The sequence below is a fragment of the Synechococcus lacustris Maggiore-St4-Slac genome (genome assembly GCF_024345595.1).
In the GTDB taxonomy this organism is placed as follows: Bacteria; Cyanobacteriota; Cyanobacteriia; order PCC-6307; family Cyanobiaceae; genus Synechococcus_D; species Synechococcus_D lacustris.
This window is the reverse complement of the sequence record NZ_JAGQBK010000002.1, coordinates 38,674-58,071: the sequence shown is the minus strand read 5'-3', so window position 1 is coordinate 58,071 and position 19,398 is coordinate 38,674. Positions and strand designations below refer to the sequence as shown.

The 19,398-nt window shown below is 52.3% G+C and carries 27 protein-coding genes and 1 tRNA gene; 15 read left to right on the top strand and 13 right to left on the bottom strand.

From position 1 onward, the window contains the following. The first annotated feature begins 1 nt into the window (after position 1). The 4 genes from KBY68_RS01940 to proC are packed head-to-tail and all read left to right on the top strand — an operon-like array spanning position 2 to position 2,340. Complete coding sequence (locus tag KBY68_RS01940; protein ID WP_106499798.1) at positions 2–268, top strand: PipX family protein; 267 nt, start codon at positions 2–4, stop codon at positions 266–268. 3 nt (positions 269–271) lie between these two features. Continuing rightward, positions 272–952: a YggS family pyridoxal phosphate-dependent enzyme gene (locus tag KBY68_RS01935; RefSeq protein WP_255095722.1), complete on the top strand. Its 681-nt coding sequence runs from the start codon at positions 272–274 to the stop codon at positions 950–952. 28 nt (positions 953–980) lie between these two features. Then, on the top strand, positions 981–1,529 hold the full coding sequence (locus KBY68_RS01930; RefSeq protein WP_255095721.1) for a cell division protein SepF: 549 nt from the start codon (positions 981–983) through the stop codon (positions 1,527–1,529). Further along, a complete protein-coding gene (gene proC, locus KBY68_RS01925; protein WP_255095720.1) occupies positions 1,513–2,340 on the top strand; it encodes a pyrroline-5-carboxylate reductase in 828 nt (275 codons plus the stop codon). The genes KBY68_RS01930 and proC overlap by 17 nt, the downstream gene beginning before the upstream one ends. Here proC and plsY read toward each other — a convergent pair. Genes plsY through KBY68_RS01895 form a run of 6 tightly spaced genes read right to left on the bottom strand, consistent with a single transcriptional unit; the run spans position 2,306 to position 6,743 of the window. Beyond that, positions 2,306–2,944 carry a glycerol-3-phosphate 1-O-acyltransferase PlsY gene (plsY, locus tag KBY68_RS01920; RefSeq protein ID WP_255095719.1) on the bottom strand — a complete coding sequence of 213 codons (639 nt, stop codon included), beginning with the start codon at positions 2,942–2,944 and terminating at the stop codon, positions 2,306–2,308. The two genes, proC and plsY, sit on opposite strands and share 35 nt — an antisense overlap. Then, on the bottom strand, positions 2,941–3,924 hold the full coding sequence (locus KBY68_RS01915; protein ID WP_255095718.1) for a DUF3086 domain-containing protein: 984 nt from the start codon (positions 3,922–3,924) through the stop codon (positions 2,941–2,943). Before KBY68_RS01915 ends, plsY begins: the two co-directional genes overlap by 4 nt. After that, positions 3,924–4,085, bottom strand: a complete 162-nt coding sequence (locus KBY68_RS01910) for a hypothetical protein (RefSeq protein WP_255095717.1) — start codon at positions 4,083–4,085, stop codon at positions 3,924–3,926. The genes KBY68_RS01915 and KBY68_RS01910 overlap by 1 nt, the downstream gene beginning before the upstream one ends. Before the next feature lie 11 nt (positions 4,086–4,096). Then, complete coding sequence (locus KBY68_RS01905) at positions 4,097–4,534, bottom strand: DUF3119 family protein (protein ID WP_255095716.1); 438 nt, start codon at positions 4,532–4,534, stop codon at positions 4,097–4,099. A 44-nt stretch (positions 4,535–4,578) separates the two neighbouring features. Continuing rightward, positions 4,579–5,325: an MlaE family ABC transporter permease gene (locus KBY68_RS01900; protein ID WP_255095715.1), complete on the bottom strand. Its 747-nt coding sequence runs from the start codon at positions 5,323–5,325 to the stop codon at positions 4,579–4,581. Then, complete coding sequence (locus tag KBY68_RS01895) at positions 5,322–6,743, bottom strand: MFS transporter (protein WP_315855638.1); 1,422 nt, start codon at positions 6,741–6,743, stop codon at positions 5,322–5,324. The genes KBY68_RS01900 and KBY68_RS01895 overlap by 4 nt, the downstream gene beginning before the upstream one ends. A 63-nt stretch (positions 6,744–6,806) precedes the next feature. Here KBY68_RS01895 and KBY68_RS01890 point away from each other — a divergent pair. The 6 genes from KBY68_RS01890 (at position 6,807) to KBY68_RS01865 (ending at position 11,129) form a co-directional block, all read left to right on the top strand. Further along, positions 6,807–6,877, top strand: a tRNA-Gly gene (locus tag KBY68_RS01890). A gap of 79 nt (positions 6,878–6,956) precedes the next feature. Continuing rightward, positions 6,957–7,340, top strand: coding sequence for a YidH family protein (locus KBY68_RS01885; RefSeq protein WP_255095714.1), 384 nt, complete (start codon positions 6,957–6,959; stop codon positions 7,338–7,340). Next, entirely contained in the window at positions 7,337–8,200 is an 864-nt protein-coding gene (locus tag KBY68_RS01880; RefSeq protein WP_255095713.1) for a bile acid:sodium symporter family protein, read from the top strand. The genes KBY68_RS01885 and KBY68_RS01880 overlap by 4 nt, the downstream gene beginning before the upstream one ends. A 26-nt stretch (positions 8,201–8,226) precedes the next feature. Continuing rightward, on the top strand, positions 8,227–9,738 hold the full coding sequence (locus KBY68_RS01875) for a sulfatase-like hydrolase/transferase (RefSeq protein WP_106500616.1): 1,512 nt from the start codon (positions 8,227–8,229) through the stop codon (positions 9,736–9,738). Positions 9,739–9,796: 58 nt separating this feature from the next. Then, positions 9,797–10,435, top strand: a complete 639-nt coding sequence (locus tag KBY68_RS01870; protein WP_255095712.1) for a M23 family metallopeptidase — start codon at positions 9,797–9,799, stop codon at positions 10,433–10,435. A gap of 10 nt (positions 10,436–10,445) precedes the next feature. Then, positions 10,446–11,129: a hypothetical protein gene (locus KBY68_RS01865; RefSeq protein ID WP_255095711.1), complete on the top strand. Its 684-nt coding sequence runs from the start codon at positions 10,446–10,448 to the stop codon at positions 11,127–11,129. On the opposite strand, the gene KBY68_RS01860 is transcribed toward KBY68_RS01865, so the two are convergent. From KBY68_RS01860 to KBY68_RS01840, 5 genes are all read right to left on the bottom strand, one after another. Then, the gene (locus KBY68_RS01860) at positions 11,126–11,470 is read right to left on the bottom strand and encodes a lactate dehydrogenase (protein WP_255095710.1); all 345 of its coding nucleotides are present in this window, start codon (positions 11,468–11,470) and stop codon (positions 11,126–11,128) included. The two genes, KBY68_RS01865 and KBY68_RS01860, sit on opposite strands and share 4 nt — an antisense overlap. After that, positions 11,467–11,637, bottom strand: a complete 171-nt coding sequence (locus KBY68_RS01855) for a hypothetical protein (protein WP_255095709.1) — start codon at positions 11,635–11,637, stop codon at positions 11,467–11,469. The genes KBY68_RS01860 and KBY68_RS01855 overlap by 4 nt, the downstream gene beginning before the upstream one ends. Before the next feature lie 60 nt (positions 11,638–11,697). Beyond that, positions 11,698–12,669, bottom strand: a complete 972-nt coding sequence (gene gluQRS / locus KBY68_RS01850) for a tRNA glutamyl-Q(34) synthetase GluQRS (protein WP_255095839.1) — start codon at positions 12,667–12,669, stop codon at positions 11,698–11,700. Between the two features lie 5 nt (positions 12,670–12,674). Further along, complete coding sequence (locus tag KBY68_RS01845; protein WP_106500612.1) at positions 12,675–12,950, bottom strand: HU family DNA-binding protein; 276 nt, start codon at positions 12,948–12,950, stop codon at positions 12,675–12,677. A gap of 62 nt (positions 12,951–13,012) precedes the next feature. Next, positions 13,013–13,747, bottom strand: a complete 735-nt coding sequence (locus KBY68_RS01840) for an MBL fold metallo-hydrolase (protein ID WP_255095708.1) — start codon at positions 13,745–13,747, stop codon at positions 13,013–13,015. Here KBY68_RS01840 and KBY68_RS01835 point away from each other — a divergent pair. Further along, on the top strand, positions 13,723–15,774 hold the full coding sequence (locus KBY68_RS01835) for a glycogen debranching protein (RefSeq protein ID WP_255095707.1): 2,052 nt from the start codon (positions 13,723–13,725) through the stop codon (positions 15,772–15,774). The two genes, KBY68_RS01840 and KBY68_RS01835, sit on opposite strands and share 25 nt — an antisense overlap. A 10-nt stretch (positions 15,775–15,784) precedes the next feature. On the opposite strand, the gene KBY68_RS01830 is transcribed toward KBY68_RS01835, so the two are convergent. Together KBY68_RS01830 and KBY68_RS01825 are read right to left on the bottom strand one after the other, a co-directional pair. Next, positions 15,785–15,988, bottom strand: coding sequence for a hypothetical protein (locus KBY68_RS01830; protein ID WP_255095706.1), 204 nt, complete (start codon positions 15,986–15,988; stop codon positions 15,785–15,787). Beyond that, a complete protein-coding gene (locus KBY68_RS01825; RefSeq protein ID WP_106500608.1) occupies positions 15,985–16,200 on the bottom strand; it encodes a chlorophyll a/b-binding protein in 216 nt (71 codons plus the stop codon). Before KBY68_RS01825 ends, KBY68_RS01830 begins: the two co-directional genes overlap by 4 nt. Positions 16,201–16,264: 64 nt before the next feature. Here KBY68_RS01825 and KBY68_RS01820 point away from each other — a divergent pair, with 64 nt between their 5' ends. From KBY68_RS01820 to KBY68_RS01805, 4 genes are all read left to right on the top strand, one after another. Then, positions 16,265–16,774 carry a hypothetical protein gene (locus tag KBY68_RS01820; RefSeq protein WP_255095705.1) on the top strand — a complete coding sequence of 170 codons (510 nt, stop codon included), beginning with the start codon at positions 16,265–16,267 and terminating at the stop codon, positions 16,772–16,774. A 75-nt stretch (positions 16,775–16,849) separates the two neighbouring features. Beyond that, positions 16,850–17,797 carry a metal ABC transporter solute-binding protein, Zn/Mn family gene (locus KBY68_RS01815; protein ID WP_255095704.1) on the top strand — a complete coding sequence of 316 codons (948 nt, stop codon included), beginning with the start codon at positions 16,850–16,852 and terminating at the stop codon, positions 17,795–17,797. Continuing rightward, the gene (locus KBY68_RS01810; protein WP_255095703.1) at positions 17,790–18,560 is read left to right on the top strand and encodes a metal ABC transporter ATP-binding protein; all 771 of its coding nucleotides are present in this window, start codon (positions 17,790–17,792) and stop codon (positions 18,558–18,560) included. Before KBY68_RS01815 ends, KBY68_RS01810 begins: the two co-directional genes overlap by 8 nt. Next, positions 18,517–19,362 (top strand): metal ABC transporter permease, encoded by an 846-nt coding sequence (locus tag KBY68_RS01805; protein WP_255095702.1) that lies wholly within the window; start codon positions 18,517–18,519, stop codon positions 19,360–19,362. The genes KBY68_RS01810 and KBY68_RS01805 overlap by 44 nt, the downstream gene beginning before the upstream one ends. Positions 19,363–19,398 lie beyond the last annotated feature (36 nt).

Below are 19,398 nucleotides of genomic sequence, written 5' to 3'. Positions count from 1 at the left end.
TGTGAGTGCTGAGCGTTACCTAAACCATCCCACTTTTGGTTTGCTCTATCGGGTGTGTCCGGCTGGGGAAGCCCAGGAGGTTTATGCCACTCTTTACGCCCAGCGCATGTTTTTCCGGGTAAGCCACCACGGCCGCGGCGCTAATTTCGACTCGATGCCTTTGCTTGATGCCCGCCATCTGGCTGAGCAAAATCTGTTGAGGGAGCGGCGTAATCGTTCTGTTGATTTACCGCTGTGGCAGAAGTTGTTTGATCAAACTTTCATCTAAACCGTGGATTCGTTAGTGCAGCGCTATGGGCAGTTGCGGCGTGAGCTGCCTGCTTCTGTGCAGCTACTGGCCGTGAGCAAGGGGCAACCCGCCGATGCTGTGCGGTTGCTTTATGAACTAGGCCAACGCAGTTTTGGCGAAAGTAGGTTGCAGGAAGCGCAAGAAAAGCAAGCTTTATTGACGGATTTAGTTGATATCGATTGGCATTTTATTGGCAGATTGCAAACCAATAAAGTGCGGCCAGTGCTGGCCAGATTTAGCTGCCTGCATAGCGTTGATAGTTTGGAATTAGCAAAACGCATCAGCCGCATTGCCCTTGAGGAGGGCCATAGCCCCAAGCTTTATGCCCAGGTGCAGCTGCGTTTAGATCCAAATAAGGGTGGATTTCAGTTGGAGCAATTGCGCCAGCAGTGGCCGCAATTGCAGGAACTAGCTGGCGTTGCTTGGGTGGGGGTAATGCTGATTCCGCCCCAGGATTTAGGAACTGATGAACTAGCCCAAATCTTTAAACAGGGGGCCAGCCTTGCGGCAGAGCTGCAATTGCCCGGTTCTTCGATGGGCATGAGCAACGATTGGCCCCTTGCGGTGGCAGCGGGCAGCACCCTGGTGCGGCTTGGCAGTGGCCTATTTCAACAGCAATCTGTAACCAAGAACTTGCAAGTGCATTCAGGGGGCGCTATCTAGGAGCATCACGTCCTACGGGGTAAAGACGGTGTCATTGTTCTCGCGTCTGAAATCGGTTGTTACGGGTGACGATTACCTGGATTCCGACTACGACGACGACCTTGAGTACGATGAGGCCATCGAAGCTGGTGAACCAGCTCCCCGCGGTGGTGCCCTATCAATGGCTAATCAGTTTGACCTCGGTGAAAGTTTCATCGGCTCGAATGTGATCGGCATGCCTGGCATTTCTTCCAGTGCTGCAGAGGTGATCGTGATGGAACCCCGCAGCTTTGATGAAATGCCCAAGGCGATTCAAGCTTTGCGCGAACGTAAAACCATCATCATCAATCTCACGATGATGGAGCCAGATCAAGCCCAGCGGGCCGTTGATTTTGTTGCAGGTGGCACCTTTGCCATCGACGGACACCAGGAACGGGTGGGAGAAAGCATTTTCCTGTTTGCCCCTAGCTGCGTAACCGTTACCACCGCCAGCACCGAGGAATCCGCTTCCCCAAGCGTTATCTCCCGCGACACCAACCTGGAGCAGCCCGCAGCTCCAAGCCCAGCCTGGGGCCGCACGGATGCCCTTAACGGTTGAAACTGCTGGCTATCAATTAGGGCTCATTGGTTTAGGCCAGATGGCCCAGGCTCTATTGCAGCCTTTGCTTGAGCAAAAATTGTTTACAGCCCAGCAGGTGGTTGGTTGCGTAGCAACTACTGCCTCTGCGCAAAAATTAGAGCAGCGCTATGGCATACAAGTTGGGATCAACCCTGGCCCTTGCCTTGCTGCACCCCTCCAACTGCTTGCCATCAAGCCCCAACAGCTTGCTGCTTTTTTGCAGCATCCAGCCCACGGCCAAAATACGCTTGCTTTTAGGCCCCTCTTGATTTCAGTGCTGGCCGGGGTGGGCCTTGAGCGCTTGCAAAAAGCATTTCCCGGCCATGGGGTGGTGCGGGTGGTACCCAATACCCCTGCGCTGGTGCAACAGGGGTTGGTGGGCATTGCTTTTGGCGCTGACGTTAGCCCTAGCCAGCGGGCTCAGGTGATCGCCTTATTTGAACTGGTGGGTGAAGTGATGGAGCTGCCCGAGCAGCAGTTGGATGCTTTTTTAGCGCTCACTGCATCAGGACCTGCCTTTGCAGCATTGGTGGTGGAGGGTTTAGCTGATGGAGCGGTGGCAGCTGGGTTGCCAAGGCAGTTAGCTACTGATTTAGCAATCAAAATGCTGCGGGGCTCTGCCCTATTGCTGGAGCAAAAGGGTTTGCATCCAGCCCAACTCAAAGACATGGTTAGCAGCCCCGGTGGCACCACCATTGCTGGCCTCAGGGAACTGGAGCGGGCCGGTTTGCGATCGGCCTTGATGGAAGCTGTTTTTAAGGCGGCGGAGCGGAGTCGTGAGCTTGGCTAGAGCGCTTGCCGATCTTTGGTTCAGTGCCGGCTAACAATCTTTTGATATTGCCGCGGTGGCGCCAAACCACCAGAAGGGCAGCAAGCACACCTAGGCCCATATAAGCGGTGGTTTGGCTGTAGCCAGCGATCCAAATCAAGGCGGGCAGGGCAAGGGCCGCCACCACACTGGAAAGCGAAACGATCCGGCTGAAACTAAGCACTAACAGAAATATCCCAAGGCTTGCTAAACCCACGGCCGGCAAAAGCCCTAGCAACATGCCAAGGCCGGTAGCTACGGCTTTACCGCCTTTGCCCTTAAGCCAGATGGGCCAGATGTGCCCCGCCAGCGCTAATAAACCTGCGGCCACCAGCCAGCCATGGGCATCGCCGCCGAGCAATTGTTTAGCCACTAGAACAGCTGCACTCCCTTTGAAAACATCCACGAGGAACACTATTAAGGCTGGCGTTTTACCCACATGGCGCAGCACATTGGTGGCGCCGGTGGAACCTGAACCGTGATCACGAATATCGATGCCTGCAAGCCAGCGGCCCGCCAGATAACCGCTGGGGATTGAGCCCAGCAGATATGCAATCGGTATCACAAGTAAGTAGTTGGCAATCACAGCAGATCCTCGGGGTTATTTAATTCGGCTGGATCAGCGGCAAATACCAACCAAAGGGGGAATTGCAAAATTGGAATTGCCACTGATGCTTCAGCTGCATCAATAACGATGAAAGGCAGCTCACCCCTTTCCTCCAATCTGTCGGCCCTTTCCACCAGGGCCTCGTGACGTTCAAACAACACAACACCACTATTGGGGCCAAAGTCTTCGCGGGTAAGGCCGAGGCAATCCTGCAAGCCTCGGCGCCAATCGCCAAGCCTCTCCGGTTCGCCAGCGAGCACAAGGGTTTGAAAACGATCGCCATAAAGCTCCCCCAAAGTGGCTACGGCTGCTGCCGTTACCAGCACATTGCGATTGCGGCTGCCGCCACTGGGTTGGGCACCTCGGCCCCCCTGCTCGAGGAACCAACGCAGTAGCAGTTGCATTGAATTTTCATCAAGGCTGCGGCGCAGTTGCCAGGGCTCGGCGGAGAAATCGGGGTTGTTTTTAAATGTGTTGAGGCGCTCGATGATCAGATCGGCATCATCACTAAAAATGCCGATGGCAGTGCTAGGGGCTGGCGCTTGCTCTGCCGCAACGCTGCTGGTGCTGCTTTGATCAAGGGGTGAGGGCTGCAGCGTTACGGTTTCAGGGATGAGAGGCAGTTGCTCCACACTGCGGGCAAGGTCTTGCAGTGCCACGGTTAGGTAGTCGTGAAAGCCCTTAACCCTGCGGCTTATGCCATCGGCATTACCAACAAAATGATTGTTGATTTCAGCCTCTAGCTGGGTTTTACGGCTCTCCAAAACGTTGATTTCCGCCTGCAGCTCAGCGCGTTTTTGCTGCAGCTCCTGGAGCGCCAATTGCTGCCAAGGCTCATCCACAGCTTTGAAAGTGGCTTTGGGCAGTGTGGCACCAGCTGGGTTTATGTATTGCGGGATACCAAAGTAATTCTGTTGCTTGGCGGCTAATAGCCATTTGTTGCCGTAGGACGGATTCATCAACTTGCGGGATCCGGCATGAATCCAGTTGCATCGATTGCCTTCAAGCGTTTGATCCGCAAACGGCTCAGTAGGGCATTGGGTGCACAGGTGCAGCTGGTGAGTTTGCAGGCAGCTGGTGGGGGAAGAAATTTCAGCGGTTTTGTTGCTGCAGAAGGCAAGCTTGCCCGTTTTAGTTTGAGTGGGGAGGGGAAGCTGCTTCAGCTAACGCCGCAGTTTCAATTTTTCCGCTGGGACCGAGCCGCTGCGTGAGTTGTTCCGTTAATTGATCCGCATTGAAAAGCATCGGCAAGAAATGAATGCTGTTCACCTCTCGAAAGTAAAACAGCACAGGAAATGGCGGCCAGAAAATCTGCCAGTATTGCCAATCTTTGTAGGGAAAACGTTTAATTTCAACCGTGCCCTTAGCGCGCAATACAATCAGGGCATCCGCTTCAAAGCGCAATCGCAACAGATATGTTTGGATTGCTAAAAAAATACCAAATAAACCCAAAATTAAAGCCAATGGCCCATAGATCAGGCCAGCAAAAGCAGCGATTAGCAGCATGCCAAGGGCCACCCAGGGGCTTGGCGTGATTTCTTGAATAATGGAAGCTTTGGATTCAGTCATTTTGCCAACAAAAAAATTGTAGTTTTTTAAAGATAAAGTATAAGTTAACCAAATAGTAATTGAGTAAGTATAACGTCTACGATTGCAATTACCACCAAAATCATCACAACCGCCCCTGTGGTGCTAGTGCCCACCTCCTTGGGCCCGCCCCGTGTTGTTAAGCCCCAACCACAGGAAAGAATTGAAATAATCAAACCAAATACGGTTGCTTTAATCAACATCGATGGCACATCACTGGGCTGCATCCAAGTGCGCACCGAATTCCAAAACACATTTGGTGGAATCCGATAAAGCAAGGTGCTACTGAATTGTCCCGACCAAAGCCCAACCCCAAAAAATAGTAAACATTGCACTGGCGACATCACCAGTAAAGCTAAAACCCTCGGTACCACAAGGAATTCCACCGGGTCTGTGCGAAGCATTGTTATGGCATCAATCTGTTCCGTTACCTTCATCGTTCCCAAGGAGGCTGCATAGGCGGTGGCCACCTTTCCTGTGATCAAGGTGGCGGTGAGTAGGGGGGCTATCTCCCTTGCTAAACCAAGGGCCAAAATGCCGCCAACGGTTGAGCCGGCCCCTTGTTTCGTTAATTCTGCAGCCACTTGAATATTGAATACGGTGCCGGAAGCTAAGCCGGTAATTAAAACCACAAGGAAACTGCCCGGGCCAGCTTCCATCAAGTTGTCTATTAATTCACTCTTATTAATCTTGCCCCGGGCGGCAGCCGCCAGGGCTTGGCCGCCGATTAAGGCACTGCTGCCGAGCCTTTGTAGCCATCTGGGTGTTTTCATGGTTGAAAGCCATCAATGTGGGCACGCCTCGGCCAGCGGCGAACTACCAACAAACCAAGTACCACCATCACAGCAGGGATTATCCCCATGCAAAGCCTGATGGTGGTGAGGGCTGATTGGGGCAATAGGGCGGCGTTGGTGCATGCCCTATAGCCACTGAGGGTGAGCACATTGCCAAGCACAAAAATACTGAGGCCGATGCCAAATTTTTGGATTACCACCATCCAGGCGGTGTAAAGCCCTGCTGGTTTTTCGGGATCTGCATCGATCGCATCTGGCAATAAAGACCAGGGAATCAAAAATGCGGTGGAGCCGCCGAGGCCCACGGCCAGGATTGTGATCACGATCATCACAAAATTAAGGCCATTGCTAAATGAACCCAATGGCGCCACCGAAGCGTTTAAGGGCACTAAAAGCATTGCCAGCAAGCAGGCGGCAATCCACAACAGGCCGCCGGTGCGCAGGGCTGTAATTCGGCCCCAACGGCTGCTCACCCAGCTCCACAGCTGCAAGCCCACCAGGGCACTGATTTGAAATGGCACCAGAATCCAGGTGCTCCAGCTCGACGGCACCTGCATCAACACATTTAGATAAAGCAGTGCCACGGTTTGCATCAACTGCAATGCGCACCAAAGCAGTAAATAAAGACCAAGCACTTTTAAAAAGCGGCCATTGCGGCAGATGCGAAGCAGCTGTTGCTTAATTGGTTCTGGCTTTGCGCTGGGTTGCTGGCAGTGTTTAGCGAAGGGTTTCAAACCCCAGCCACAGGCAAAGGTGCCGGCGGCCACCACAACACCGGTGATCAATCCCATCACGAGGAAGGCATCACCACTTAGGCCCGCACCGCCATTGCATTCATTCACTTGCACGCCCACTAGGGCTGCGATCACCACGCCACTGAGGCCCGCCACGATCGAGCCGGTAAATCGGGCGGCATTAAGCCTGGTGCGTAGATCGATATCCGGCGTTAGCTCCGCTGCCAGGGCGGAATAGGGCAAATTAACGCAGGTGTAAGCCACCTGGGTGCAGGAAGCTATAACAACAAGCACTGCAAATTTGATCCAGATGCCACCTGGGGGATTCCACCAGCTGGCGGCAATAAAAATGCCAAGGGGCAGGGCGCCGTATAAAAGCCAAGGGATGCGAGGGCCAAGGGGGTGCTTGGTGTGGTCGCTTAGGAAACCAACAAATGGATCGTTTAAGCCATCCCAAAGCTTGAGCACCATCAACACACTGCCTGCCATCCAGGCGGGTAAGCCCACAACTGATGTGAAAAACACAAACAGGTAGAAGCCCATTTGGGTGGCGGCCATGCCGGTGCCGGCATCGCCAAGGCCATAACTCCAAAGCAAACGCCGCTCACTTCCTGCCGAAAGCAGGCTTGGCTTAGAAGCTGGTGGTTCAATCAAGCTAACCAAGCGGGATTATTTGCGCACGGTGCGCCTATCATGCTTGAGGATCTAGCAAACCTTGCTTGATTTGCGGGCGTAGTTTAGTGGTAAAACCTCAGCCTTCCAAGCTGATGATGCGGGTTCGATTCCCGCCGCCCGCTTGCTTTTCTCATTAAGGGATTTCAATCTGGTTGCCCATAGAGGTTCCCTGGCCTAACCATCAAAAAACATTCTGCTGCTATGTCGATTACCGATGAATTAGCAAAGCAACGCAATCGCGACGCGGCAGAGCGCACCCTGATGGCTTGGATTCGCACCTGCCTCTCTTTGATTAGTTTTGGTTTTGGTTTAGATAAAATTGTTTCTGCAATTCGTAGCACTAACCCCACTGGCATTGCTAATCAAGGCTGGAGTGTTCAACTGATTTCCTATGCATTTGTGGGTACTGGTGTGGTGGCTATGGCCGCTGCCACCCATGTGCATCGTAAAAATCTGAAGCGCTTATCACGGCAGGAATTTACCTATAAGGAGGAGCCTTCGCTTGCGGCTGCCACTGCGGTGATGATTACTTTGATTGGCCTTGTGGCGATTGTTTTATTAATGATTGGTGGCGCTGGAAGATGAATTTACTGCCAGAAATATTAGTTAAAGTAACATTATTCACAATAATGCTTAGCTTGGGGGTGAGCGTTGATAATAAAAATTTACTGGGATGGATTAAACAGCCAGGCTTTTTATTGCGCATTTTGGTGGCCTCCTGTGTAGTTGTTCCCCTATTGGCATTAATGCTATTGCAATCACCATTAACTGCTGGTTTATCACCAGCTTCAAAGTATGCAATTGCCTTGATGGCCCTCTGCCCAAGCGCGCCACTTACCTTGCGCAAGGCAGCTAAAGCTGGCGGTGATCGTCAGCTTGCAGCGGTGTTGCAGGTTTGCTCAGCTTTGGCTGCGGTGATCTCAGTGCCATTGCTAGCAGGCCTTTTTCGTTCCCTATTTGCCATTGAAGGTTGGCAGATTGATCCCGCAGATGTGGCCATTCAAGTGTTAACTGCTCAGGTATTACCCCTATTGATTGGCATTGCAATTCGAGTTTATAAACCTATTTTTGCCAGCCGAATTGAAAAAAATCTTGAGAGGTTGGCAAATTTCTTGTTGGCGTTATTATTAGTGGTGTTGCTTGTGAAAATAGGCCCTGATTTGCCGGCATTTATTTCAACAAATTTAACTTCGCTTGTTTTGATACTTGTGCTTGTGGCATTAAGCCTTGCAATTGGCTATGGGCTTGCAACAGGCGTTGGCTGCAATCGCCGCACAGCCGCTTTGCTGGTGGCGATGCGCAATCCAGGCTTAGCCCTGTTATTTGCTAGCACCCATGGGGGCCATTTGATCGGAATTAAACTTGCCATAATCACTTACGTGATCTTAACAATTGCGTTAACTACTGGTTGTTTTAAGGTTGCCGATTTGATTAAGCCTGCCTAGGTTGATCTTGTTGCGCGGAATTATTGATGCCAAACGGAAAGCCAAACATCCTGATTCTTTGGGGTGATGATATCGGCCAAAGCAATTTGAGTTGCTACAGCCATGGCTTGATGGGATATCAAACACCCAATATCGACCGTGTGGCGAATGAAGGTGCGAAATTCATTCACTATTATGCGGAGCAAAGTTGCACCGCTGGTAGATCTGCTTTTATTAGTGGCCAGAGCGTTTACCGCACCGGCTTATCAAAAGTTGGTTTACCCGGTGCCGAAAATGGCTATCACCATGATGATCCAACCATTGCTGAATTATTAAAACCCCAGGGCTATCGCACCGGTCAATTTGGTAAGAATCACTTCGGTGATCGCGATGAACATCTGCCAACAATGCATGGCTTTGATGAATTTTTTGGTAATTTATATCACCTCAATGCAGAAGAGGAACCTGAATTAAGGGATTACCCAAAGGAGGATGATCCCGAGTTTCCTAATTTTCGCAAGCGTTTTGCCCCCAGAGGCGTGCTTCATTGTTGGGCTAATCCAGATGGCAGCCAGCGCATCGAAAGCACTGGGCCTCTAACTCGGAAGCGGATGGAAACGGCAGATGATGAATTTATGGCGGAGGCCAAGCGTTTTATCCGTGATGCAGTTGCATCTGGCGAACCCTTCTTTGTGTGGTTTAACACCACCCATATGCACTTCCGCACCTATGCCCGCCCCCAAGATGTGGGCAGATCAGGGCGCTGGCAATCGGAATATCACGATGTGATGATCTACCACGATGAATGCATCGGGGAGATGCTTGATCTCATTGATGAGTTGGGGATTAGCAACGACACTATTGTGATGTATGGCACAGATAATGGCCCCCATATGAATAGTTGGCCAGATTCTGGGATGACGCCTTTTCGCAGTGAAAAGAACACTAATTGGGAGGGAGCATATCGAGTTCCAGCAATGGTGCGTTGGCCTGGAAAAATTGCCCCAGGCACAAACATAACTGGAATTTGCAGCCACCTTGACTGGCTGCCAACCCTGCTTGCAGCAGCGGGTGAACCAGATATTAAGGAGAAATTGCTAACTGGCTACCAGGTGGGAAATAAAAACTTCCGTATCCACCTTGATGGTTATAATATGCTTGATTTTTGGACTGGTAAAATAGATAAAAGCCCCCGGCGTGAATTTTTCTACTTCTCCGATGATGGTGATTTAGTGGGTTTGCGATACGACAACTGGAAGTTTGTGTTCCGTGAACAACGTGTTCAAGGTACGTGCCAAATATGGGCAGAACCTTTTATTGAATTACGCGTGCCAAAGATATTTAATCTGCTCACCGATCCCTATGAGCGGGCAGATTTCACCTCCAATACCTACTGGGATTGGATTTTCGACCATATCTTTTTGATTGTGCCAGCCCAGTCCTATGTGGCTGAATTCCTTGCCACTTTTAAGGCCTATCCGCCACGGCAAAAGGCAGCAAGTTTCTCCTTGGAGCGGGTGATGGAGCGTTTGGAAAAAGCGGTGGGCGGCCCTGCCTAAACCCTGGTGGTTATCAGTTAAAGCAGCTACAACGGTGCAGTTGCAACAGCAATTGCCCATGGTTGGCAAGTTATCACTGGCTCGCTGGTTTTGTTTGCCAATTGGCGTTCTCCTTACCCTGGGGCTTGCATCTGAAAGTAAGCCCCCATTAATTCCAAGCAGCACTCCGGTGGCTGATCTGGGCACAAACACAAAACTGCCTGCCCATCTGGAAGAAAGTTTTCGTGTTATGCCATCTCCACCACCACCAATAGGGTTCTTGGCCTTTAAAAAACAGCCTGGAGCCACTGCTCTGTTGTTTTACCCCCTCGATCAACCAGCCCTGGATATCAGCCCGTTTAAATGGCGCTATTCAGAAAGCCGCAAGGGTTGGCGCATGCATGCTGGCCTTGATCTGATGGCACCGGAGGGGGAGGCCATAAGACCTGTTAAAAGCGGCCGAGTGGTTTTAGTAGATACAATTTCTGGCTATGGCATCACCGTTGTTGTGGCCCATGGTGAGTTGAATCAAAGTTTGTATGCCCATCTTTCGGCCGTTGATGTGAAACCTGGTGATCAGGTTGAGCCGAGTTCCCTATTGGGGCGGGTTGGCCAAACTGGTGTTGCCAGTGGCCCCCACCTACATTTCGAATGGCGTGAACGCCTAGGAAATGGCTGGGTTGCCCTTGATCCCATGCCTCTGATGATTCCCCAATAGGAGGGATGAGTTGTTTTCAAGTATTGATTTGTTAGAGCAATGGTGTGTTGATCGCGCTGCTGCTGGCCAGAAAATATTGGGCTTGTGTGCCCCACCGGGTAGTGGCAAAAGTTGGTTGGCAAGCCAATTACAAGCAAGGCTGAGTGTGGCCAGCCTTTCCCTTGATGATCTTTATTGGCCCCAGCCGCAATTACAGCAGTATCAACGCGGTTTACCGGGCAGCCACGATCTACCACTACTGAAGCAAGTGTTGGCTGATTTTCGCCAGCACGGTAAGGCGATGGCCCCTTGTTTTGTGAAGGGATTAGCGGCTGGTGCTGGTGATCGCCAAGGGCAACGCCTTTTGGTTGGGGATTTGCTTTTGCTGGAGGGTTGGTGTGTGGGTGCAAGAGGTGTGCCAACGCTTCAGCCATACCAGCCCCTTTGGCAGCAACTTGATGGCCTTTTATTGCTGCGTCCCCCCAGTTATGGGCGGGTGATGCGTTGGCGTTTGCAGGCGGAGGCTAAACAGCGCCGCCAGGGGGGTGGTGCCTTAACAGCCAAGCAGGTGGCAGCCATGGTGCTGGCTTTTTATGGCCATCTACCGGCGGGAAAATGTTTTGCGCCCCTATGGCAACAACCCCAACTACCAACCTGGCAGCTACAGCTCAACCACAAAAGGCAACCGCTTGGGCCAATTGAAGTTGTTTGTTAGGTCCAGTTGCCGCCAAAGTCGTCGTCGAAACCTTGATATGGCATGAATTCATTCCAGCCCGGGCTGGCTTGATCCATTAAGCCGTATTGGGCATCCACGGCATCGGTGGCGGTGTTGCCGGTGGGACGGGTATCGCAGGTGATGCTGCCATCACTGGCAGTGCTGCAGTTGTCGAATACAACTCCCGCATGAACTGGTGAAATCAGCAAGGCAGCACCGATGATGGATGCGCCCAACTTGTTGTTCAACACGCCGATGTACACCGATTGGACCGCCGTTATTCTGCTGCTTCTTACGGCAGCACCCTTAGCCGTGGTAGTTGCTACCGCAGCCTTTTTCATCTGGCGGCAAAAGCGGGCGAAGCTTTGAGCTTGTTAGCCAACTGGAAACCTTTGCCAAGGCAGGGCAGGCAAGTGCGGTAGGAGTCTCTGCCTTGGCGCAGCACGCCGCTGCCGCCGCAGCAAACACAGGTGATGGTGGCTTTCGAAACTGCTACTGCTGAACCCATGGAAACAAAAAACCTGCATCCATAATGGTGTGAATATGCACACTTGATCCCGAATTAATTCTAAAGAAGTTTCTGTTTTAGGGCATTTAGTGAAAAATTTTTTGGTTTGTTTTTAAGTTCTTCTAACAATTCTTGGGCGCTAATGCTGCTGCCTGGTGCTATCCAGCCATTTTGAGCAGCCCATTTGCCAATTAATTGTGCGGCGCTGCCGCCTTGGGCTTGCCAACTGGCTACTCCTAAGGCCCGATCGCGTTTTGCCAATTTGTTGCCTTGGTTATCCAAGAGCAGCGGCAAATGCCAATACTGGGGCGCTGTTTGGCCAAGCATTTGCATTAGTGCCACCTGGGGACCTGTGGAAACCCAAAGATCGCTTCCTCTCACAACCGTATTAATGCCCATCCACAATTCGTCTACGGCAGTGGCGAGGTGATAGGCCACATAGCCATCAGCGCGGCGCAGCACCACATCCCCCACCTGCTCTGCGCCATTTAATTTATTTGGGTAATTACCCAGCTCCTGCCATTCCAATTCAGTGGCGGGCAAATGCAAGCGCCAGCTCGGTATTTTGGCTTGTTCTTCCCCCCAGCTGTGCTGTTTATCAAGGCAGGTGCCCGGGTAAAGGGGCCAAGAACCATGGGGTGCGGAAAGATGGGCCAACATCCGCCTGCTGCAACGGCAGGGGTAAAGCGCACCGCTGCGGCGCAGGGCTGAAAGAACGCTGGCATATAAACCCCGGCGTTCACTTTGGCGCCAGATGGGTGGATCCCAAGCCAAACCAAGCCAGGCCAGATCAGCAATTATTTGCGCTTCTGCGCCGGCTTGCACCCGGGGTGTGTCGAGGTTGTCGATGCGCAATAACCATTCCCCCCCCTGCAAACGGCAAAACAACCACGACAGCAATGCCGTGTGCAGGTTGCCCAGATGCAAAGGGCCGCTAGGGGTGGGGGCAAAGCGACCACGCTGCCGTTGGCTGCGGCAAGCCTGGGCAATAAAAAGCTCCCCCCTCAGATGAGCGGGGAGCGCCTCTAGCAGGTGAATCAGCCTTGAACCCGCTCTTTAAACAGTTTGCCAGCGGTGAAAGCAGGCACTTTTTTGGCTGGGATGGCGATCTTTTCGCCAGTTTTAGGATTCAAACCCTGGCGGGCGGAACGCTCACGGGATTCAAAGGAGCCAAAGCCAAGGATCGATACCTTTTTGCCTTCCACAACTGAATCAACGATCGTTTCGATGGCTGCATCAACAACCTGGGAAACATCGGTTTTGGTGAGGTCGGTGCGGGCGGCCACCAAATTAACAAGATCTGCTTTGTTCATAAAAGTGTTTACGAATTCAGTGAACCCCGCAATCGTATTGAGCCTGCATCGAGTGTGCAACCTTAATTTTCAGCATTCGCAATGCTTCTCAGCTGCAGTGCCCGGGCGCCATGCTCCACCAGCTTGGCCCCAGCCAGGGGTCCAAGCCCTGCGGCGCAAGCGATCTGCCCAGGTGAACCGCTAGGCAGCCAAGCTTGTAGTTGCTCCAAGCTGCGTTGCAAACGGGGCCAATGAAAATTGTTATCACTGGGGCGGGCACACACCCCACCAGCGGCGGTGGGCCAAAGCAAACGGCCGCAAAACAACACATCATTCAGGCCTTGGCTCCAGTGGAGAACGCAGGAACCGGGGCTTGGCCCAGGCGTCCAGAGCAGATTTAGGCCAGGTTCGATGCTGTGTTGGCGGCTGAATGAATGGAGGGCAGCTTGATTTGTTAATTCAAGATTTGGCAGCAGGTAGGCCTCCTGTTCCTGCAAAAGCACTGGCCAGCCCAAAAGTTGCTGCCAGCGTTTGCACTGGCCATGGCCCTGGCGATGGCTAAGCACGATCCAGCCGGGCGGTTGGCTTTCAAGGAATAGCTGATTTTCCTCATTTAAAAGTGGGGCGTCCACCAGCACTGAACAGCCGCCGCTGCTGCGCAGCAGCCAGGCGTTACCGCCAGCGCTATGGCGATTTGGCGGGAAAACCCATAGATCGGCGCGCAGTTGGCTAATGCCCATGGGTGGAATGAAGTAACTGCCAGTGGCTAATCTGGAACTGTGGCAGAGGGCAGATGGCTTTCGGAATTGGGAGGCCATGGCCCCTGGGCAGCAGTTGCACAGAAGCGGGGGTGAACTTTGTGGTGGCGGCCCCCCAGGCCACCAAAGTGGAGTTGTTGTTGTTCGAAAACGGCAGCTCAGCGGAGCCCTATCGAGTAATCCCGCTTGATTTAAACCACCGCAGTGGTGATTACTGGCATGTGGCTGTTGAAGGAGTTGGGTTGGGTTGTTGTTATGGATATCGGGTTTTTGGTCCTAAGTGCAGCTCAGGCCATGGTTTTAATCCAGCCAAGGTGCTTTTGGATCCATGCGCACGGGCAATTAGCGGTTGGGATGTTTACAACAGAGAACTAGCCACTGGCGATCAGCCAAACACGGCTAATTGTTTGAAGGCGGTGGTAACGGAAAGAGAGCGTTTTGATTTCCAGCGTTTCCCGCGGCCGCGGCGGCCCTGGCGACAATCGGTGATCTATGAACTGCACCCTGGCGGTTTCACTAAAGCTGATAAAAGCCCCGCTAGCCCTAATCATTGCGGCACATTTTTAGGCCTTATTGAAAGCATTCCCTATCTATTAAGCCTGGGGATTACAACGGTGGAACTGCTGCCACCAATGGCCTTCGACCCCCATGATGCCCCCGCTGGCCGTTTGAATTATTGGGGCTATAGCCCCTTGAGTTGGTTTGCTCCGCACCATGCCTATGTGGCTGGCAATGATGCACAACAGGGGCGCTCTCAGGTGCGTTCGCTTGTGGAGGCCTGCCATAAAGCTGGCCTTGAGGTGATAGTGGATGTTGTTTATAACCACACCACAGAAGGTGGTGATAAAGGCCCCACCTTGAGTTGGCGTGGTTTTGCAGATCAAACCTATTACCTGCAATCAGAAGATCGCAAATATCAAGATGTATCTGGCTGTGGTAACAGCATTGCTGCAAATCGCCCCTTGGTGAGGCAATTGATCCTGGAATCGATGCGCTGTTGGGCTTTGGAATTAGGGGTTGATGGTTTTCGTTTTGATCTCGGTGCCGCCCTAACCCGTGGTGAAAATCTCACCCCCCTTGATCATCCACCCCTATTTGAAGAAATGGAGGCCGACCCTGAGCTTGCCGATGTGAAATTAGTGGGGGAGCCATGGGATTGCGGTGGTTTATATCGCCTCGGTGATTTTCCAGCAAAAAGGGTTGGCACTTGGAATGGCCGCTACCGCGATGATCTAAGAAGATTTTGGAAAGGCGATGAAAATACCGCTTGGAATATGGCTGAACGCTTGAGCGGCAGCCCAGATTTATTTAACGGCAAGGCGGCACCTGCAGGTAGAAGTATTAATTTCATCACCGCCCATGATGGCTTCACATTAAATGATTTAGTTAGCTACAACGATAAACATAATTTAGCTAATGGAGAGGATAACCGCGATGGCGATTCCCATAACAACAGCTGGAACCATGGCGTGGAAGGCCCGAGCACAGATCGCGGTATAAATAATCTGCGCAGCCGGCAAATGCGTAACATGTTAACTACTTTACTGATATCTCCTGGGGTGCCAATGCTGCTCATGGGTGATGAGCAGCACCGCAGCCAAGGGGGAAATAACAACTGTTGGTGTCAAGATAATCCCTTGGGCTGGATGAATTGGGATAGTGATGTTGAGGCGGAAAACCTACGCACTTTTACAAAAAGGCTACTGCGCCTGCGCCAACTATTACGTGAATTTATTAATCCAGATGTGCCCCTAGAAGAAGCTGAAAATAATCAACTCCCCTGGCGGCAATGGCATGGGGTGGAGCTTGGTAAGCCCGATTGGGCAAGCTGGTCCCATGGATTTGCCTGGAGTGTGCAAACAGCTGCTGATGGCCCGAGGCTTTGGTGTGGCATGAATGCTTATTTCAAAGCTTTGCATTTTGATATTCCCAATTCACCTAGCGGTTGGAAAAGGGTTGTTGATACCGGTTTACCTGCCGATGAAGATCTGCCGGCAACACCACCGATTTGGCGGCCGCCATCGGCACCGATGGAAAGCCGCAGTTTGATGTTGCTGGTGGCAGGAAATATTGAATTAAGCCTTTAATTTTTAAAAATTATGATTTTAAAAAACGTTTAGCTAATTTAAGTGCCAACACAACTGTTGCAGCGCCGTAGGAGCTAAACGTGATTATTTGGCCAAGGCTGCCGCTGCCATAGATATCGCGATCAAGCAAAATTAAATCCGCAAGCGATGCAACAGTTCCCCAGATCAACACCCAAGTGCCCACATAGGCCACTGCTTTTAACTTGGGGTTCATAGCTGTAAATACCAACTCACTAGGGATAGCACCTGGCCGGCGGGGCCGCGACCGCTCACTAATTCACCAATTAAAGCTGCGGCAAAGCCAACCATGGCAACTCTGCCATTTAAAAGTTCAACGGCGGCAAGGGCCTTGTTGTTCCAGGGGCGCCGGGTGGTGAGGCCCTCACCAAATTTTTCGATCGGTTCGTATTGGAATTGGTTTGGCATCACTGCTCGGGCTTCTTAACGAGAATGATTAAAAATAGATCTGCATACAGCTTGGTAAGGCTCAATGGCGGTATGGCGTTGGCGTGGATCACTATTGATGGTTGCTTTTTTGTTGGTGGCGTCACCGGCATTGGCAAGCCTGCCCGGTGATCGGGGGCCAACGGCTGCTCTGCTCAAACCAGGGGCATCTGAATTGGTTTTCAGGAGGGTGCCCGGCCGCCACGCTAATGGCGATCAGCTTTGGTACCTGGAGCTCAAACGCAATGGTGAGGTGGTGGCCAGGTGGCGTGCAGCCAGCGGTGCTGCTGCAAAGCAAAAGGCGGACCGTTTTTGGAGCCCCGGTAATGCTGCGCCCCTGCCGCCAGGTAGTTACCGCTTAGGGGAGCCTGAGCCCTGGGATAACAGCTATTGGTTGGATCTGCTGCCAAATTTCCCCACCACCCGCAGCGCCCTGGGGATCCACACCTGCCTGCCGGGGGTGGGTTGCATCTGCTTGCCGGATAAAGCCGACACCGATGCCCTGGCCCGCTGGGTGAAGGCCCTCAACCTGAAGCAACTCACGGTTTTGAACTGAGCAAGCCGACGAGGCAAGCCAACGAGGCAAGCTGCCTTGTTAGAATGAAAACCATTTTCAAGCCGCCCTTCGCCAATGGGCTTCATTTCTGCTCATTTTCGGCCAGTTGCCTGGCTGGTAATTGTTTTAAGCCTGGGGGCCTGTAGCAATTCAACTGAAAGCTCAAAACAATTCAAGGTTCTTACAACCTTTATGCCGATAAGCTTGTTTACCAAGGCGGTTGCAGGCAATTGCGCTGAGGTGCAAGCCCTCATCCCAGCTAATAGTGGACCCCACGATTTTCAAGCTAAACCGGCAGATTTGAACGCCCTGCGCCAGGCGAAAGTTTTAGTTAAAAATGGTTTGGGGATGGAAGGATTCCTGGGCAAGCTAATTGCTTCCGCCGATAACAAAGATTTGCTGGTTATCGATTCAAGCCGTGGCGTTACCACCCTTGATTCACCAGCAGAGGAGGGCCATGCAGAGGAAGCTCACTCCAGCCACACTCACTCAAGCCATGGTGAGGTAAATCCCCATATTTGGCTTGATCCACTGCGGGCCGTTAGTCAGGTGGAAAATATTCGCGACGGTTTAGTTAAGGCTGATCCCAGTTGCGCGGCTAGCTATCGCCGCAATGCAGCAACCTACATAGCCAAGTTGCAAACACTAAATGCTGAAATAAGCAATCAATTGAACCCATATCAAGGCAAAACCTTTGTGGCTTTCCATGATTTTGCCCCTTATTTTGCCAATAGATACAAGCTCAAGGCCGATTTTCTTGTGGATGTGCCAGAACTAAATCCAAGCCCCGCCGATCTAATGCGGGTGGCGGCTGATGTGAAACGCAGCCAACTAAAAGCTTTGCTGAGTGAACCCCAAGAGGGTGAACGTTCCTTCAATGCCCTTGCCAAAGACCTGGGGGTGAAAATTAGTGTTTTTGACCCAATGGAAATCGGCAGCGTGCAGGCTTTCCAAAATCCTGCTACTTATTTCAAGGTGATGCGTAGCAACGTGGCTGATTTGATCAAGGCTTTTGGTGGATAATTCTGTTCTGCGGGTTGAAAACCTCAGTGTTCGTCGCGACGGGCAGCTGGTGGTGGATGGTGTGAATTTTGAATTGCTAAGCGAAAGTGATACCGCCCTTGTGGGCCCAAATGGTGCCGGTAAATCCAGTTTGGTGGCAGCAGTGCTGGGCCTATTGCCACGTCAAACGGGGGAGGTGTGGGTATTGGGGCATCGCCTGGGCCCTGCAGGTGAACTACCCCATTCGGTGCGATCCCAGATCGCCTATCTGCCCCAAACCTTTGCGCTCCAAGGACGCTTTCCCCTCAGCGTGGCTGAATTTGTGGCTTTTGGTTTTGATCCCCCCGGCCCCCGCTTGCCTTGGCGTAACCGCTCAAAGCGCCATGAAGCGGTGCTTGTTGCCTTGGCCCGCACCGGCTCTAGCAATCTGGGCGCAAAGTTACTAAGCGAACTATCTGGCGGTGAACTAAAGCGGGTGCTGTTGGCTTTTTGCGTGGTGCGGCCCCGAAAACTATTGCTGCTGGATGAGGCGCAGGCGGGGCTTGATGCCCCTGCCAGTGAGCAATTTCAGGAATTGCTGTTGCAATTGCGCCGTCAGGAGGGGTGGACTGTGCTGCAGGTATCCCACGACCTTGAAATGGTGCGCCGTAGCTGCGATCAGGTGTTGTGTTTAAACCGTTATCTGCGCTGCAGCGGGCCGCCAACCCATGCCCTTAATCCCCAACGCTTGGCTGAGCTCTATGGGCCAAACGTGGTGGCCTATCAGCATCAGCACCATGGTTGATAGCGCTGGCGTACTTGCCCAACCGTTTATGCAGCGGGCCCTGCTGGGGGGCCTGCTCACCGGGGGGCTAGGCGGTTTGCTCGGTAGCTTTGCGGTTTTGCGGCAGCTTTCCTTTTTTAGTGATGCCCTTGGCCATTCCGCCCTGCTTGGGGTAAGCATCGGCATCCTGCTCGGAATTAATCCCACCCTGGTTTTAATTCCATTCGCAGTGTTGTTTGCATTGCTTGTGAATCAGTTGGTGGAGCGCAGCAAGCTGCCAGCTGATGCCTTGCTGAACATTGTTTATTCCAGCTCCTTAGCCTTTGCAGTGGTAGCCCTGAGCTTGGTGGAAACCTATCGGGGCGGAATCCAGCAACTGTTATTTGGCGACATCCTCGGCATTGGCTGGCTTGATCTTGGTGTTATTGCCCTGCTGCTGCTGGGGGCGGTGCTGTATTTGGTTTTAAGCATGCGGGCCCAGGTATTACTAACGCTGAATAGCGATTTTGCTGGGGCATTTGGCGTTAGGGCTAATTGGCACCGGATTGCTTTCATCGTGTTGCTCGCCGTGGTGGTGGCGGTTTCGATCAAAGCGGTGGGGGTGTTGCTAATCAGCGCATTTGTGGTGATCCCTGCCTGCGCAGGCCGTTTGTTGAGCCGCCGCTTTCCTATTTATGTGCTCAGTTCAGCGCTTTTGGGGGGCGGTTGTGCGCTACTGGGGCTTTTTGCCTCTGGGTTAACCAACCTGCCCTCAGGCCCCTGTGTGGTGATTGTGCAATTCAGTGGTTTTATGCTGGCTTTATTGTTTAAGGCCATATTTTGAGCACGGGCATCACAAGCGATAGTTCCCTACTGCTAC